The organism is Hydrogenophaga sp. A37, from assembly GCF_002001205.1.
GTDB lineage: Bacteria > Pseudomonadota > Gammaproteobacteria > Burkholderiales > Burkholderiaceae_C > Hydrogenophaga.
The window spans coordinates 22,890-38,550 of sequence record NZ_MUNZ01000072.1 but is presented as its reverse complement, the minus strand read 5'-3'; the positions used below and the strand labels follow the sequence as shown (position 1 = coordinate 38,550).

General features: G+C 65.1%; 14 protein-coding genes. 3 read left to right on the top strand and 11 right to left on the bottom strand.

Going from position 1 to position 15,661, the window contains the following annotated elements; translation table 11 throughout:
• Together B0E41_RS05635 and B0E41_RS05630 are read left to right on the top strand one after the other, a co-directional pair.
• Positions 1-1,051 (top strand): efflux RND transporter periplasmic adaptor subunit (locus B0E41_RS05635; protein WP_143433683.1); only part of this gene is annotated, 1,051 nt, incomplete at its 5' end.
• A 17-nt stretch (positions 1,052-1,068) separates the two neighbouring features.
• Positions 1,069-4,161 carry an efflux RND transporter permease subunit gene (locus tag B0E41_RS05630; RefSeq protein ID WP_077329795.1) on the top strand — a complete coding sequence of 1,031 codons (3,093 nt, stop codon included), beginning with the start codon at positions 1,069-1,071 and terminating at the stop codon, positions 4,159-4,161.
• Positions 4,162-4,228: 67 nt separating this feature from the next.
• Here B0E41_RS05630 and glp read toward each other — a convergent pair whose 3' ends face one another.
• The 5 genes from glp to B0E41_RS05605 form a co-directional block, all read right to left on the bottom strand.
• A complete protein-coding gene (gene glp / locus B0E41_RS05625; protein ID WP_077329793.1) occupies positions 4,229-5,593 on the bottom strand; it encodes a gephyrin-like molybdotransferase Glp in 1,365 nt (454 codons plus the stop codon).
• Positions 5,594-5,618: 25 nt separating this feature from the next.
• On the bottom strand, positions 5,619-6,242 hold the full coding sequence (gene mobA, locus B0E41_RS05620; RefSeq protein ID WP_171984677.1) for a molybdenum cofactor guanylyltransferase MobA: 624 nt from the start codon (positions 6,240-6,242) through the stop codon (positions 5,619-5,621).
• A gap of 160 nt (positions 6,243-6,402) precedes the next feature.
• On the bottom strand, positions 6,403-7,518 hold the full coding sequence (gene moaA / locus B0E41_RS05615) for a GTP 3',8-cyclase MoaA (RefSeq protein ID WP_077329789.1): 1,116 nt from the start codon (positions 7,516-7,518) through the stop codon (positions 6,403-6,405).
• Between the two features lie 82 nt (positions 7,519-7,600).
• Entirely contained in the window at positions 7,601-8,422 is an 822-nt protein-coding gene (locus B0E41_RS05610; RefSeq protein ID WP_077329787.1) for a metal-dependent hydrolase, read from the bottom strand.
• Between the two features lie 183 nt (positions 8,423-8,605).
• On the bottom strand, positions 8,606-11,119 hold the full coding sequence (locus B0E41_RS05605) for a sodium-translocating pyrophosphatase (protein WP_077329785.1): 2,514 nt from the start codon (positions 11,117-11,119) through the stop codon (positions 8,606-8,608).
• A 307-nt stretch (positions 11,120-11,426) separates the two neighbouring features.
• On the opposite strand from B0E41_RS05605, the gene ppa reads away from it, so the two are divergent.
• Entirely contained in the window at positions 11,427-11,963 is a 537-nt protein-coding gene (gene ppa, locus B0E41_RS05600; protein WP_077329783.1) for an inorganic diphosphatase, read from the top strand.
• 86 nt (positions 11,964-12,049) lie between these two features.
• Here the strand turns inward: ppa and B0E41_RS05595 are convergent, their stop codons facing one another.
• The 6 genes from B0E41_RS05595 to B0E41_RS05575 form a co-directional block, all read right to left on the bottom strand.
• Complete coding sequence (locus B0E41_RS05595) at positions 12,050-12,454, bottom strand: polymer-forming cytoskeletal protein (RefSeq protein WP_171984676.1); 405 nt, start codon at positions 12,452-12,454, stop codon at positions 12,050-12,052.
• A gap of 4 nt (positions 12,455-12,458) precedes the next feature.
• Positions 12,459-12,965 (bottom strand): hypothetical protein, encoded by a 507-nt coding sequence (locus tag B0E41_RS27040; protein WP_171984675.1) that lies wholly within the window; start codon positions 12,963-12,965, stop codon positions 12,459-12,461.
• Positions 12,966-12,973: 8 nt separating this feature from the next.
• Entirely contained in the window at positions 12,974-13,498 is a 525-nt protein-coding gene (locus B0E41_RS05590; RefSeq protein ID WP_171984674.1) for a polymer-forming cytoskeletal protein, read from the bottom strand.
• A 59-nt stretch (positions 13,499-13,557) separates the two neighbouring features.
• Positions 13,558-14,022, bottom strand: coding sequence for a polymer-forming cytoskeletal protein (locus B0E41_RS05585; protein WP_143433682.1), 465 nt, complete (start codon positions 14,020-14,022; stop codon positions 13,558-13,560).
• Positions 14,013-14,330, bottom strand: a complete 318-nt coding sequence (locus B0E41_RS05580) for a hypothetical protein (protein ID WP_077329777.1) — start codon at positions 14,328-14,330, stop codon at positions 14,013-14,015. Before B0E41_RS05580 ends, B0E41_RS05585 begins: the two co-directional genes overlap by 10 nt.
• A gap of 134 nt (positions 14,331-14,464) precedes the next feature.
• Positions 14,465-15,625 carry a GNAT family N-acetyltransferase gene (locus B0E41_RS05575; protein ID WP_077329775.1) on the bottom strand — a complete coding sequence of 387 codons (1,161 nt, stop codon included), beginning with the start codon at positions 15,623-15,625 and terminating at the stop codon, positions 14,465-14,467.
• Between the last annotated feature and the right edge of the window lie 36 nt (positions 15,626-15,661).

Sequence of the window (15,661 nt, the reverse complement as noted above, 5' to 3'; positions counted from 1 at the left end):
GGTGAAAGTGGGGACCATGCGCCTGCAGGACGATGCAGAGGCGGTGGGCACATTGCGCTCGCGCCAGAGTGTGACACTGCGGCCTGAGGTGAGCGGACGGGTGGCGAAGGTCGCGTTTGCCGACGGCGCCAAGGTGCGAAAGGGCCAGTTGCTGGTGCAGTTCGACGACACCTTGCAGCGCGCCGAACTCAGCCAGGCACAGGCCCAGCTCTCGATTGCCCGTGCCAACCTCAAACGCAACCAGGAACTCGTTGCCGAGAACTTCGTGGCCCGGCGCGTGCTCGATGAAAGCCAGGCCAATCTTCAGGTGGCCGAAGCGCAGGTGGCGCTCGCCCAGGCCCGGCTCGCGCGCATGCGCATCACGGCGCCGTTTGACGGCACGCTCGGTCTGCGCAGCGTGAACCTCGGTGACTATGTGAAAGACGGTGCCGATCTGGTGAACCTGGAAGACACATCTGCGCTCACTGTCGACTTCCGGTTGCCCGAGCGCTACCAGACCCGCATCGCAGCGGGCCAGGTGGTGCAGGTGAGCCTCGATGCCCTGCCGGGCCAGAATTTCAGTGCGCGCGTTCAGGCGGTCGATCCGCTACTCGATGCCAACGGGCGTTCGGTCTCGGTGCGTGCCACGCTGCCGCCGTCGCCCAAGGGTGAGTTGCGTCCCGGCATGTTTGCCCGGGTGACCACGATTTTTTCGGTCAATGACGCGGCACTGGTGGTGCCCGAGGAAGCCATCGTCCCGCAGGCGGGCAAGCAGTTCGTGTTCCGCCTGGAGGACGAAGGCGACGGCGACGCCAAGAAGCGCGTGTCGCGCCGCGTCGAGGTACAGCTGGGCGTTCGGCGCGGCCCGCAGGTGCAGGTGATGTCCGGCCTGAAGGTGGGCGACACGGTGGTCGTGGCCGGTCAGCAGCGGCTCCAGAAAGACGGTACGCCGGTGCGCGTGGTGGACATGAATCGCCCGGGTGGCGGAAAGTCGGGCGCCACGCCACCACCGGGCCCACCCGCCGCTGGTGACGCGCCTGCTGCCCCACCCGCCGCGAAGAGCGCTGGCTGATCGTCAGGAGACCTTCCATGCAACTGCCCGAAATCTCCATCCGGCGTCCGGTGTTTGCGTCGGTGCTATCCATGCTCATCCTGTTGGTGGGCGCGGTGGCCTTCAACTCGCTCACGGTGCGGGAGTATCCGAAGATCGACGAACCCACGGTCTCGGTGCAAACGCGTTTTGTCGGGGCCTCCAGTGAGGTGATGGAATCCCAGATCACCAAGACGTTGGAAGATTCGCTGGCCGGCATCGAAGGGGTGGACCTCATCACGTCGTCCAGTCGGCAGGAGCAGAGCAACATCACCGTGCGCTTCAAGCTTGAGCGCGACCCCGATTCGGCCGCGGCCGATGTGCGCGACAAGGTCAGCCGTGTGCGCCAGCGCCTGCCGCAGGGCATCGACGAGCCGGTGATCGCCAAGGTAGAAGCCGACGCCTTCCCGGTGATCTGGCTGGCGCTCAGCTCCGACACCCACAGCGCCCTACAGCTGTCCGATTTCGCCAACCGGCTGGCCAAGCCGGTGCTGCAGACCGCGCCCGGCGCCGCGGACGTTCGGGTGTACGGCGAGCGCAAGTACTCGATGCGCATCTGGATCGATCCGGACCGCCTGGCCGCCTACCGGCTGACGGTGCAGGACGTGGAAGACGCCTTGCGCCGCTCCAACCTGGAGGTGCCGGCCGGCCGCATTGAAAGCTCATTGCGCGAATTCAACGTGACGGCGGCAACCGATCTGCAGACGCCCGCCCAGTTCCGCGAGGTCACGCTGCGCACCGTGAACGGCCAGTCGATCCGCCTGGGCGACGTGGCGCGGGTGGTGCAAGGCCCGCAGGACGAACGCACCTCGGTGCGACTCAACGGTCGCGACTCGGTGTCGCTGGGCGTGATCCGACAGGCCACGGCCAACCCGCTGGAGCTGTCGGCAGGGGTGCGCCAACTGCTGGAGAAGGTCAAGACCGACCTGCCGGAGGGCGTGACCGTCGACATCGCCAACGACAACTCGGTGTTCATCGACCGCTCGATCAAGGCCGTGTACACGACCATCGCCGAAGCGGTGGTGCTGGTGGCGCTGGTGATCTTCGTTTTTCTGCGCACACTGCGCGCGTCCATCATCCCGCTGGTCACCATTCCGGTCAGCCTGATCGGCGCTTTCGCGCTGATGGGGCTGTTTGGTTTCTCGATCAACACGCTCACCCTGCTGGCCCTGGTGCTCGCGATCGGCCTGGTGGTGGACGATTCCATCGTGGTGCTGGAGAACATCTACCGCCACATCGAAGAGGGCATGAAGCCCTTCGATGCGGCGATCAAAGGCGCCCGGGAAATCGGGTTTGCGGTGGTGGCCATGACCTTGACGCTCGCAGCCGTGTACGCGCCGCTGGCCTTCACCCCCGGGCGCACTGGCCGGCTGTTCGCCGAGTTCGCGCTGGCGCTGGCCGGCGCGGTGGTGGTGTCGGGCTTTGTGGCGCTCACGCTCTCGCCCATGCTGTCGTCGCGACTGCTCCGTCACAACCCGAATCCGGGACGGTTTGACCGCTTCATGGAACGTGTGCTCGTTGGCACGACCAACGCCTACAGCTCGGTGCTGGCGATGGCGCTGCGCGCCCGCTGGGTGGTGGTGGCCGTGATGGTGGCGAGCGCGGTGGGCAGCTGGCTGTTGCTGCAGTCCACCAAGCAGGAACTGTCGCCGCTTGAAGACCGGGGCGTGATCCTCGCCAGCATCAACGGACCGGACGGCGCCACGCTGGCCTACACCCGGCGTTACGCCGAAGCCATCGAGAGCATCGGCCGGGACTATCCCGAGTTCGACCGCATCTTCAGCAACATCGGCAGTCCCACCGTGGCCCAGGGCAATGTGTTTCTGCGCGCCACCCCGTGGGAAGAGCGCAGCCGCACCACACAGCAGATCGCGCGCGAGCTCGCGCCGCGCTTCGCCAGCCTGCCCGGCATCAGCGCAATCCCGATCACACCGCCCTCGCTCGGCCAGGGCTTTCGCGAGCGGCCGATCAACTATGTGATCGTCACCTCTGACAGCTACCAGAACCTCTCGCGCGTGGTGCGGCAGTTTCAGGATGAACTCGCCAAGCACCCCGGCTTCGTTCAGGTGGACACCGACCTGCGCCTGAACAAGCCCGAGATCCGCATGGACGTGGACCGCGAGCGGGCGGCCGACATGGGCGTGAGCGTGGATGTCATTGCGCGCACCGTCGAGACCATGCTGGGCGGCCGTGTCGTGACGCGTTACAAGCGCGACGGCGAGCAGTACGACGTGGTGGTCCAGACCGTCTCGGGTGACCGCAGCGCGCCCGAAGACATTGACGGCCTGTTCGTGCGCGGCCGAGGGGAGGCCATGATTCCGCTGGCGTCGCTGGTGACCCTGCGCGAGGTGGTGGTGCCGCGGGAGCTGAACCACTTCGGGCAACGCCGCAGCGCGTCCATCACGGCCAACCTCTCGCCCGAGCTGGCCTTGGGCGACGCGCTTCAGGTGATGAACGGCATTGCCACCGAAATCCTGCCGCCGGGTTACACCACCGACCTCAACGGCCAGAGTCGGGAGTTCAAGAATTCCTCAGGGTCGCTGGCCATCGTGTTCGCGCTTTCGCTGCTGTTCATCTACCTGGTGCTGGCGGCGCAGTTCGAGAGCTTTGTCGATCCGCTGATCATCATGCTCAGCGTGCCGCTGTCGATGCTCGGCGCGCTGCTGGCGCTCAAGCTCAGCGGCGGCACGCTCAACGTGTTCAGCCAGATCGGGCTCATCACCCTCGTGGGGTTGATCACCAAACACGGCATCTTGATCGTCGAATTTTCCAACCAGCTGCGTGAGCAGGGACTGGACAAACTGGAAGCGGTCAAACAGTCTGCCGCGCTGCGCTTGCGCCCGATCATGATGACCACTGGCGCCATGGTGCTGGGCGCCATGCCACTGGCCCTCGCCACCGGCGCGGGCGCCGAGAGCCGGCAGCAGATCGGCTGGGTGATCGTCGGCGGCATGAGCCTGGGCACGCTGCTCACCATCTTCGTGGTGCCAACGATGTACATGCTGCTGGCGCGTGACCGGCATGGCTCGCGGGTGCTGCCGGCGGAGCCTTCTTCTGCCGTTCACTCCGGTGAGGTACTGGTGGCCAAGTGAAGGCTTGTTGAGCACGGCCTCCTGGCTTTCGAGACGCCCGCGGGCCAAGGCCCTGAGGGCGCTGGTTTCAGATCACGCCGTCGAACATCATCACGTCCACCTCGTCGCCCACCGCCACGTTGCCTTGGCCGTGGTGCAGCACGATCAGGCCGTTGGCCTGAACCATGGAGCTCAGCACGCCCGAGCCCTGGTTGCCGGTGGTGCGCACCGTCAGGTTGCCGTCGGTGCCACGGGTGACAGTGCCGCGCTGGTATTCGGTGCGGCCGGGCTTCTTGCGCAGCGGCTCGGCGCTGTGGGCCTTCAGGAAAACAGCTTGCGTTTCGGTGCAGCCCATCAAACGCTGCAGGGCAGGGCGCACGAAGGCGAGAAAGGTCACCATCACCGCCACCGGGTTGCCGGGAAGACCGAACAGGACCGCAGATGGCTTTCCCTCGGCGAGCCCGGCGCCGGGCCGCCCCAAGCCGGGCTCAGCCCCCATGGGGGGCAGCGACCCGCGCAGCGGCGGAGCGTGGGGGCTCTCGATCTTGCCGACCGCCATTGGGCGCCCTGGCCGCATGGCGATGCGCCAGAACGCCACGTCGCCGAGCTGCTTCATCATGGCCTTGGTGTGGTCGGCTTCGCCCATGCTGACGCCGCCGCTGGTGATGATGGCGTCGGCCTCACGCGCGGCCTGGCGGAAGGCCGCTTCCAGCGCAGCGGGCTCGTCGCGTACCACGCCCATGTCGATCACCTCAACACCCAGGCGCGTGAGCAGGCCGAAGACGGTGTACCGGTTGCTGTCGTACACCGCGCCTTCACGCAGCGGTTCGCCCAGGCTGAGGATTTCATCGCCGGTGGAGAAGTATGCGACCTTGACGCGGCGAAACACGGGCACCTGGGCCAGGCCCAGGCTGGCGATCAGGCCGAGCGCGGCGGGGCCCAGCGACTGTCCCTGGCGCAGAGCCGGCTGGCCGGCCATGAGGTCTTCACCAAGGAAGCGGCGGTTGTCGCCTCTCTGCAGCACGTCGACCGGGAGGTGGACCTGATCGCCCTCCACCTTCACCAGCTCGAGAGGCACCACCGTGTCCATGCCCGTGGGCATGATGGCGCCGGTCATGATCTTCACGCAGGTGCCTGCGCCCGCCACGCCCGCCCAGGCCTTGCCGGCGAAGGCCGTGCCTTCGGCCAGCCGCAGCGTGAGCGTCTGGCCTTTGATCAGTTGACTGCCATCCAAGGCAAAACCGTCCATGGCCGAGTTGTCGTGCGGCGGCACGCTGATGGGCGAGACCACGTCCTGCGCGAGCACGCGGCCGAGCGCTGCGAACACGCCCACCCGCTCGGTGTCGGTCACGGGCTCGACCAGCTTGGCGAGGAATTGGTTGACGCTGGCGGCCGTCAGCGCCTGGGGGTCGTAGCCCTGCAGGGCGGCGGCGATCTGTTCGATCGTGGACATGGATACGGTGGGAAGTGGCGGGAACTCAGGTGCCTTCGAGCGACTGCAGTTCGGCCAGGGTGTTGGCGTTGAAGAAAGCCTGGGGGTGATCACCGGGCTGGTCGAACGGCACGACCACGGTCTTGTGCTGATCGGTCCAGCGGTCGATCTTGCGGCCACCGGCCTGGGTGAACGCCACCAGGCTCTCCAGCAGGCTCACGCGCAGCAGGCAGAACACGGGCTGGGTGCGCAGCTGGCCGTCTTCCTCGCGGGCGGCGGCCATGGCGATTTCGGTGGATGCATCGTCGAACGCGGCTGCCAGGCGCTGGGCCAGGTCCATCGGAAAAAGCGGCGTGTCGCAGGGCACGGTGAGCAGGTACGGCGTCTCGCAACGCTCCATGCCAGTGAGAAAACCCGCCAAGGGCCCGGCGAAGTCGGTCAGCGTGTCGGGCCAGACCGGGTGGCCAAAGGCTTCGTACGCGGCCAAGTTGCGGTTGGCGTTCACCAGCAGCTCGCCGATCAGCCCGCCCTCTTGCATCTGAAGGCGCAGCAAGGTGTGCAACGCCAGCGGCGTGCCATTGAAATTCTGCAGGCCTTTGTCGACCCCGCCCATGCGCGAGCCGCGACCGCCGGCGAGCACGAGGGCGGTGATTTCAGAAGGATGGATCAAGAGAAACCTCGCAAAGTGAGTGCATGTGTCAGCGGGTGGCTCAATGAAAGTCTTCGGAGCGAAGTGACAGAAATCCAGGATGCAGTGGAACCGGCTTTGCCGGGCCGCTTGCATCGCCCCCTTGGGGGGTGACGCCGCAGGCGGCGCAGGGGGGACTCCTCTACCCTCCGATGTAGCTCATCTCCACCCGCCGCCCACCGGTGGACGCATCCGGCGGCATGGACGCGCGCAACTCGGAGTAGCGGTCGTCGCGACCCTGCCAGATGGCGGCGATGGCACTGGCCAGGTCGGCGTCGCTGGTGCCGTTGCGCAGCAGGTGGCGCAGATCGTGGCCCTGGCTGGCAAACAGGCAGAGGTAGAGCTTGCCTTCGGTGGAGAGGCGGGCGCGGTTGCAGTCGTGGCAAAAGGCTTGCGTGACGCTGCTGATGACGCCGATTTCACCCGAACCATCGGCGTAGCCCCAGCGCTCGGCGGTCTCGCCGGGTGATGAAGGGTCGAGCTGCACCAGCGGCAGCTCGGCGTGGATTTTCTGGACCACCTCGGCGCTCGGCATCACCTCATCCATGCGCCAGCCGTTGGTGGCGCCCACGTCCATGTATTCGATGAAGCGCAGCACGATGCCCGTGCCTTTGAAGTGGCGCGCCATCGGGAGAATTTCATGTTCGTTGGTGCCGCGCTTGACCACCATGTTGATCTTGATCGGCCCCAGACCCGCCGCCCGGGCGGCCTCGATGCCGTTCAGCACGTCGGCCACGGGAAAGTCGACATCGTTCATGGCGCGGAACACCGCGTCGTCCAGCCCGTCCAGGCTGACGGTCACGCGCTGCAGGCCGGCCGCCTTGAGGGCCTTGGCCTTGCGTTCCAGCAACGAGCCGTTGGTGGTGAGCGTGATGTCCAGCGGCCGACCTTCGGTGGTGCGCAAGGCGGCCAGCTGTTCGATCAGGATTTCCAGGTTCTTGCGCAGCAGCGGCTCGCCACCGGTGAGGCGGATCTTCTGCACGCCATGGTCCACAAACCGGCTCGCCAAGCGGGTGATCTCTTCAAACGAGAGCAGGGCGCTGTGCGGGAGGTAGGGATAGTCCTTGTCGAAAATCGACTTGGGCATGCAGTAGCTGCAACGGAAGTTGCAGCGGTCGGTGACGCTGATGCGCAGGTCGCGCAACGGCCGCCCCAGTGCGTCGCCCAGCAGGCCGGTGGAGGCGATGGGCATCGAGGGAATGCGGGCCACCAGCGAAGCGATGCGCTGGTCAACAAGGGGAATCACGCGATCAGACATGCCCGCATTATGGTGGACGCTGCATACCCGCAAGGCCGGTGAGCCCGGTCACCGCAAGGGCTTCTGTGGCGGGGTGCAGACGTCAACCAGAGCTGACGGCGAGGTAGGCGCTGGCGTTTTCGGCGAGCCACCGGGCCGAGAGGTCGCTGTGCTGCTGGTTGGGGTGGAAGTCGCGGCGGAAGTAGGCGCGCCAGGGCGCGAAACTCTGGCGCAGCAGGCCATCGCGTCCGAGCAGATGCCGTGCGCCGCTGACCCAGGTGGACCGGCGCCAGAGTGTGCCGTCGCGTCTCAGGTTGTGCGCGGTCTGGCGCAGCGTGTCAGACAGGAAGATCAGGGTCACGCGCCGCATCCACTTGACGCGCCAGCCGTGGCTACCGCCCAGCGCCTGGTACAGATCGAAGGCGGTGTTTTTGTGCTCGGCCTCTTCGGCGCTGTGCCAGAGCCACAGGGTTTTCAGGCGCGGTTCGCAGCCGTCGAGCAGATGCGGATGCGAGAGCATCCACTCGGCAAAGAGGGCGGTGAAGTGCTCGTTGGCCGCCGTGATGGCGAGACCGTGGCGCGGGTCGCTGCCCTCCATGAGCTGCAGGCGCTTTCGCGCTCGTGGTTCCCAGGCGTTGTCCAGACCGTGCCGTTCCAGCTGCGCGTTGAACAGCGCGTGGATGCGCCGGTGGGTCGCTTCCTGGCCGATGAAGCCTTGCACCTCTTCGCGCTGCTGCGTCTGCCGCTCGGGCGGGAGAGCCTTCAGTCCGTTGCGCACCGAGTCGATGAAAAACTGCTCACCCACAGGGAAGCTCATCGACAGCGCATTGAACCAGGCGGTGAGAAACGCATCGCCGTTGCACCAGTGCCGGGGCACGGGGGATTCCAGATCGATCAACAGGCGTCGGACGACGAGTTCGGTCATGGTGTGCGTGGGTCAGGGGAGACGGCTTCATGGTACGGCCCCGACCACTGTTTTGCACAGAGACACCCTGATTCGCTGTCGCATTCGGCACCCACTTCGGGTCGCCTCTTTGGGTGTCACTTCAATGAAAAGGCCCCGCAGGCAAAACCTGCGGGGCCGGGAATTCAGCAGCTCAGAAGTGGTTCAGTTCAGCATCACCTCGACGCGCCGCGCGAGCTGGGCTGGCCCGTCGGCCTGGGTTTGCTCGGGCTTCTTGAGTTCGATCTTGTCGTCGCCCACACCCGCGCTCTTGAGCAGGGCGGCCACGGCCATGGCGCGCTGCTTGGCCAGTTCGGCGTTTTTGGCGGGGTCGCCGGCGGCGTCGTGGAAGCCGCTGATCACCACTTTCTTGCCTGTGGCAGCGCCCGCGATCACCTGCTCCAGCGCCTTGCCACCGCCTTCGGCCAAGTCTGACTTGCCGCTGGCAAAGTAGAACTTGACCACGCCACCTTCCACCACCACGGAAGCGCCGTCGGCCACGGGCGCAGCAGGCGCCACAGCCGCAGGGGCGGGCATCGCAGCGGCTGGAGCGCTCGGGGCGGGTGCCGCAGCGACCACAGGCGCAGGCGCGTGGGCCGAGCTCGCTTGGCCCGGGCCCGCTGCCACAGGCAGCAGCGGCACGATCAGCAAGGCCACGATGTTGATGATCTTGATCAGCGGGTTCACGGCCGGGCCGGCGGTGTCCTTGTACGGGTCGCCCACCGTGTCACCGGTGACCGCCGCCTTGTGAGCTTCGGAACCCTTGCCACCGTGGTGGCCGTCTTCGATGTACTTCTTGGCGTTGTCCCAGGCGCCACCGCCGGTGCACATGGAGATGGCAACGAACAGGCCGGTCACGATGGTGCCCATGAGCAGACCGCCCAGGGCTTTCGGACCCAGAAGCAGGCCGACCAGGATCGGCACCACCACCGGCAGCAGCGAAGGAATCACCATCTCCTTGATGGCGGCCGTGGTCAGCATGTCCACCGCGCGACCGTATTCGGGCTTGGCGGTGCCTTCCATGATGCCCTTGATTTCCTTGAACTGGCGGCGCACCTCGACCACCACGGCCCCGGCGGCGCGCCCCACGGCCTCCATCGCCATGGCGCCGAACAGGTAGGGAATCATGCCGCCGATGAACAGGCCCACGATCACCATCGGGTCAGAGAGGTCGAAGCTGATCTGGTGGCCGTAGGACTCCAGCTTGTGGGTGTAGTCAGCGAACAGCACCAGCGCAGCCAGACCGGCCGAGCCGATGGCGTAGCCTTTGGTCACGGCCTTGGTGGTGTTGCCCACCGCGTCCAGCGGGTCGGTCACGTCGCGCACGCTCTTGGGCAGCTCGGCCATTTCGGCGATGCCACCGGCGTTGTCGGTGATGGGGCCGTAGGCGTCCAGCGCGACCACGATGCCGGCCATGCTGAGCATCGACGTGGCGGCCACAGCGATGCCGAACAGACCGGCCAACCAGTAGGCCACGATGATGGCCACGCACACAAACAGCACCGGCCATGCCGTGGAGCGCATCGAGACGCCCAGGCCCGCGATGATGTTGGTGCCGTGACCGGTGGTGGAGGCCTGTGCAATGTGCTGCACCGGCGAGTACTGCGTGCCGGTGTAGAACTCGGTGATCCAGACCAGCGCGGCGGTCAGGATCAGGCCCACGGCGCAGGCGCCGAAGAGCTTCATCTGGCTGCCGCTGGCGCTGATCGCGTTGTCCGGCATGATCCAGAGGGTCACGAAATAGAAGGCGATCAGCGACAGCACACCGGCCACGGCCAGGCCCTTGTAGAGCGCCGGCATCACGTTCTTCATGCCCGGGCTGGCCTTCACGAAGAAGCAGCCGATGATGGACGCGATGATGGACACACCGCCCAGCACCAACGGGTACAGCACCGCCTGCATGGGCGCGGCGGCCACCATCAGGGCGCCGAGCACCATGGTGGCGATCAGCGTGACCGCGTAGGTCTCGAACAGGTCGGCGGCCATGCCGGCGCAGTCGCCGACGTTGTCGCCCACGTTGTCGGCGATCACCGCCGGATTGCGCGGGTCGTCTTCCGGAATGCCGGCTTCGACCTTGCCCACCAGATCGGCGCCGACGTCAGCGCCCTTGGTGAAGATGCCACCGCCCAGACGGGCGAAGATGGAAATGAGCGAGGAACCGAAGGCAAAGCCGATCAGCGGGTTGAGCAGGGTGGCCAGATTCTTGTCAGGCGTGAAGTTGCCGTTGCCGACCAGGAACCAGAAAAACCCGGCCACGCCCAGCAGCCCCAGGCCGACCACCAGCATGCCGGTGATGGCGCCGCCGCGGAAGGCCACGTCCAGCGCCGGGCCGATGCCCTTGGTGGCCGCCTGCGCGGTGCGCACGTTGGCACGCACCGAGACGTTCATGCCAATGAAGCCGCAGGCGCCCGAGAGCACCGCACCCAGCACGAAGCCAATGGCCGTGGTGCTGTCGAGGAACACACCGATCAGGATGGCCAGGACCACGCCCACGATGGCAATGGTCTTGTACTGTCGGGCGAGGTAGGCGGCGGCACCGGTTTGAATGGCCCCGGCGATTTCCTGCATGCGGGCGTTGCCCGCGTCCTGAGAAAGAATCCAACTTCGAGACCAGAAACCGTAGGCCACGGCCACCAGTCCACACACCAGCGCAAAGATCAGCGCAGATTGTCCAACCATAGATATTTCTCCTGCTCATTCGTTTCGACTTGGAGGGGGCAACGCTTTGAGGAAGGCCCCCGCTGCGTTGCTTCCTCGCGTCCTCGTGCTACAGCGGGTGCAGCAAGGCAGGGCGATTGGCCAACGGGCCGAATTTAGCGGGAAATGCTTCAGTTGGGAAATGATCTGGATCAGGAAGTAAGGCTGGGATCAGTAAAATCAGGGTAAATCCCGGCATGCGCGGGTGCTCTCGCGCCTCCCCGTCTTGGCCCCGCCGCTGTCACCTGCTGGCGAGGCTGCAACCTTTCCATCAACTCTCAGAAAAATCATGTCTCTCGACAACGTCACCCCTGGCAGCAAAGTTCCCGATGCGTTCAACGTGATCATCGAGATCCCGATGAACGCCGATCCGATCAAGTACGAAGTGGACAAGGAAACCGGCGCGATCTTTGTGGACCGTTTCATGAGCACGGCCATGCACTACCCGACCAACTATGGTTACGTGCCCAAGACCCTGTCGGGCGACGGCGACCCGGTCGACGTTCTGGTGATCACGCCCGTGCCGTTGATCCCTGGCGTGGTGGTGCCTTGCCGTGCCATCGGCATTCTGAAGATGCAGGACGAAGCCGGTGAGGACGGCAAGGTGCTGGCGGTGCCGATCGACAAGATCCTGTCGATCTACACCCAGTGGCAAAAGCCCGAAGACCTGAACCCGATGCGTCTCAACACCATCCAGCACTTCTTTGAGCACTACAAAGACCTGGAGCCCGGCAAGTGGGTCAAGATACTGGGTTGGGAGGGCAAGGACGCCGCCCACAAGGAAATCCTGGACGGCATCGCGGCCTACAACGCCAAACAGGGCTGAGCCTCAGATCTCAGGCCCGAGGTCTTGACCAAAAAAAGCCTGCCAGGGCAACCTGGCAGGCTTTTTCTTTGGTTTGGTGCCGAAGATCAGTTCTGCACAGCGTCGATGTCGCCGCGGTACTCGATCTTGCCGCGCACGCGGGCGCGGGGGTGCATGTCGATCAGCTCGTCGTAGCTGGCGTCGCCGATCAGCGTGGCCGATCCGGTGATCTCGAGCGCCTTGCGCGCAATCACGGTGCCGATGACCTTGCCTTCGATGAAAACATAGTCCGCTTCCAGACGGGTGTTTTCAATCACGCCGGTGGCGCCCACGTGAAGGGTGCCGCCGGTCTCGAAAGTGATGTTGCCCTTGAGCTGGCCATCGACTTTGATGCCTTGATCGCGCGTGGTGTGAAAGTTGCCGTCGAACACGGCGCCTTCAGCGATCAGACTGGTGATGGCCGAGAGGCGCTCGGCAGGGACGAGGCGGGTGGACGCGGGGTTGTGGCTCATGGGGTCAGGGCTCCTTGCTGTGCAACCAGGTTTCGGGTTTGAGGGGAAGTGTATCGGTCTGTCTGCCCGGTGAAGGGGAGGTCGTCGCACCGGATGTCTGGGCACCCAGCTGGCGAGCAGCATGCAAGGTGATCGGTTCGACGGTCCAGTCGGGTGCGGCCATGGGGGCGGGTTGTTCTGGCAATGACACTGGGGCCGTTGGCGGTGGTGCAGGCATCACCACGGGCACGTTGCCCGGCGCAGCGATCGGTTTCCCTGCGGCGAGCGGCCAGACGAACCAGCGGTCTGAGAAATGGACAGCAGCAACAATCAGCACCAAGGCCACCAGCACATGTGCGTAAAAGCGCTGGATGTACCAGAGCGTCCATCGCCAAAGCAGCCGTCGTTGCGCGACCCGCTTGTCCCGACGCCAGCTGGCTTCGAGCGCAGCCTGTCGCACGGCCTCCGCGCTGGGAACCTGAGGCGCTGAGGTAACGGGCGGTTTTGGGCGTGGGTTGCTTTGCCACAGCATGGAAGCCGTCAGATCGCTTTCCGGGCAGGAGCCACACGCTCCAGTGTGGCGTTGAGGTCGGCTCCGTTGACCTGGATGCGGCCATAGCGCACCAGACCGTGCACGCTGGCGGAGTCGTGCAGGGACACCTCGCCTTGACCCGAGTCCAGCACACCATCGGTGTGGCCCATCACGGAAATCTTGTGCGCAGTGATGTCGCCCTTGACGCGACCGGTTTCGGTCACGACCACGGAGACCTGGACGCCGTCCGCTTGTGCCAGATTCCCGTCCACCTGACCGGCCACGCTGAAGGGCCCACGCAACACAGCATTGCCCACAAAATGGATGCCCTCGGCCAGCATGCTGCGCGAGTTGGTGGCTTCGGTGGCGTCGATCGGCGTGCCGTACATGGCATCGGGCTGCAGCATCGGAATGTGCTGCGCCATCGTGGGCGGCATGGCCCTGCCCACATCGACCTCCAGGGTCTGGGGCATGTCCTGCTGGTACTCCGGCGTGGGTTCCTGCTCGGGCGAATAGTCGTTGTGGTCGTTCATGGGTGCGGATCCTGCGTCCTGTTCTGGTGGGCGGTCGGGGCGAAAGTGGCGGCGTGCTTTCATGGTCGGCTTCCGGGTGCTTTCAAGGGCTGCTGGGGTTGCACATCATGCAACACGGGCAGGGCGCCCGACAACTTCAGCGTCTTGAAAGGACCGCGGAGATCCGCTCCTTCGTACAACTGCAACCGCTTCGCCATCAGGGTGCCCGTGGAGACGCCGGTCTGGGCCACATAGGCCATTCCGATGCACTCAAGCTGGGTGTCTTCTGGCGACGCATCCTTGGCCCCCAATTGACCGAAGAGGTAAAAATCACCTTGCACACGGACTGAGCCACGCACCACGCCGCCTTTCCAGATGATCAGGCGGCCGTTGACCTTGATCTGGCCGGACACCTCGCCCTGTACCAACAGGCCACCGTCAAACTGAAGGTCACCGCTGAGACGACACCCCGCCGCCACGCGGTTGACCACATTCATGGCGATCGGATCGATCGTCAGTGTGTCCTGAGGCGTCTTCAAGTCCACAGCATGGCTCCCCAGAGTGCCAAACTGACCAGGAATGAGCCCATGCCCAGCACCGCCAGCCACAGGGCGTGCCGCTCAAGCACCCGCCGAACGCGACTGGGGCGGCGCCGGGGTTGTCCCACCGGATCGTCGGCATGGCTCAGCACCACCCAGTCCTGCCACATGCGGGTCAGGACACTTTCTCCTGTCCTCAGACCGATGGCGATGCCCTCTGCGCCTGGCGTTCCAGGGGCGCGCCGGCGACCCAACATGACCGTGAAGGGTGTGCCTACAACGGTCTGGGTGAAAAAGGCGTCGGTGTCGTCCATTGGGAGCAGTGTACTGAAGATGTAACCAAATACGACCGGCCGCCACGACAGTGATGTCTCCGACCGTGACACATGACATGGTCATGCCCGATGACGGATGGGTTGACGACAGATTGTCGACGATGGTGCTCGATCTACGCGGTGGGGGTCGTTCTGAGCGGATTGCGCTGCGCGAGGTGTTCGAGGTAGCCGTCGATTCCCTCTCCCTCGCGCTCCAGGAAACGCTGAACCGCGTCCGCGAACGCCGGATGGGCCAGCCAGTGGGCGCTGGTCGTCTGGACGGGAAGCAGCGCTCGCGCCATTTTGTGTTCGCCTTGCGCGCCACCTTCGAAGCGTTGTATGCGGTGGCGGATGCACCAATCGATGGGTTGGTAGTAACAGGCCTCGAAGTGGAGGCAGTCCACGCGTTCAAGTGCCCCCCAGTAGCGGCCATAGGCCACGCCGTGGTCAGCGTCGAGTGCGATCAGGCTGCAGGCGATGTCGTGGCCATCGCGTTGGGCCACGAACAACAACCAGTGCTCAGACATGTCGTTGGCCATGCGCTGAAAAAAGTCGCGATTGAGGTAAGGCGGGTTGCCGTGCTCGCGGTAGGTTCGCTCATAGCAACGGTAGAAAAAATCCCAGTCGCTCACACTGATGTCACGACCTTGGATCTGTCGAAATTGCACGCCCGCGTCGAACACCTTGCGCCGTTCCTGGCGGATTTTTTTGCGCTTTTCCTGTTGCAGGCCGCTCAAGAAATGGTCGAAGTCGCGATAGAGCGTGTTGTGCCAATGGAACTGCACAGTGTGTCGAAGCATCATGCCCGCTCGCTCGCAGGCAGCGACATCCTGCGACTGCGCGAACAAGAGGTGCAGGGACGAGAGCGATGACTGTTTTGCGAACTGAAGCAGGGCCGTGACCAGTGCCGAACGGGCAGCTTCATCCAGCGCGAGCAACCGGGCGCCTGGCACCGGTGTGAACGGTACCGCCACCAACCCCTTGGGGTAGTACGCGAGCCCATGCTGCTCGTGGGCATTGGCCCAGGCCCAGTCAAACACATATTCGCCGTAGGAATGCGACTTGAGGTACAGCGGGCAGGCTGCGCAGAGGTGCTCTCCGTGCCACAGCGTCACGAAGCGGGGCTGCCACCCGGTGGACGCAGTGGCGGCCCCGCTGTGGTGCAACGCGCTCAGGTAGGCATGTCGCATGAACGGGCTCGGGTCGGTCTCTTGATCAAGCAGCGCATTCCAGTCCGTTGCTGACACCTCGGAAGGTGAGCCGAGGACACGGGTGACATAATCATTCAGCGCCATGGTGGTGTGCCCGTTCGAGCGCCGAGCAGGGCTTGT

Coding starts and splice junctions, on each gene's coding strand:
- B0E41_RS05580 (WP_077329777.1), bottom strand. CDS start 14,330: ATGGACGACACCGACGCCTTTTTCACCCAGACCGTTGTAGGCACACCC.
- B0E41_RS05575 (WP_077329775.1), bottom strand. CDS start 15,625: ATGGCGCTGAATGATTATGTCACCCGTGTCCTCGGCTCACCTTCCGAG.
- B0E41_RS05590 (WP_171984674.1), bottom strand. CDS start 13,498: ATGAACGACCACAACGACTATTCGCCCGAGCAGGAACCCACGCCGGAG.
- glp (WP_077329793.1), bottom strand. CDS start 5,593: ATGTCCACGATCGAACAGATCGCCGCCGCCCTGCAGGGCTACGACCCC.
- B0E41_RS05610 (WP_077329787.1), bottom strand. CDS start 8,422: ATGACCGAACTCGTCGTCCGACGCCTGTTGATCGATCTGGAATCCCCC.
- ppa (WP_077329783.1), top strand. CDS start 11,427: ATGTCTCTCGACAACGTCACCCCTGGCAGCAAAGTTCCCGATGCGTTC.
- B0E41_RS27040 (WP_171984675.1), bottom strand. CDS start 12,965: ATGCTGTGGCAAAGCAACCCACGCCCAAAACCGCCCGTTACCTCAGCG.
- B0E41_RS05595 (WP_171984676.1), bottom strand. CDS start 12,454: ATGAGCCACAACCCCGCGTCCACCCGCCTCGTCCCTGCCGAGCGCCTC.
- moaA (WP_077329789.1), bottom strand. CDS start 7,518: ATGTCTGATCGCGTGATTCCCCTTGTTGACCAGCGCATCGCTTCGCTG.
- B0E41_RS05605 (WP_077329785.1), bottom strand. CDS start 11,119: ATGGTTGGACAATCTGCGCTGATCTTTGCGCTGGTGTGTGGACTGGTG.
- B0E41_RS05630 (WP_077329795.1), top strand. CDS start 1,069: ATGCAACTGCCCGAAATCTCCATCCGGCGTCCGGTGTTTGCGTCGGTG.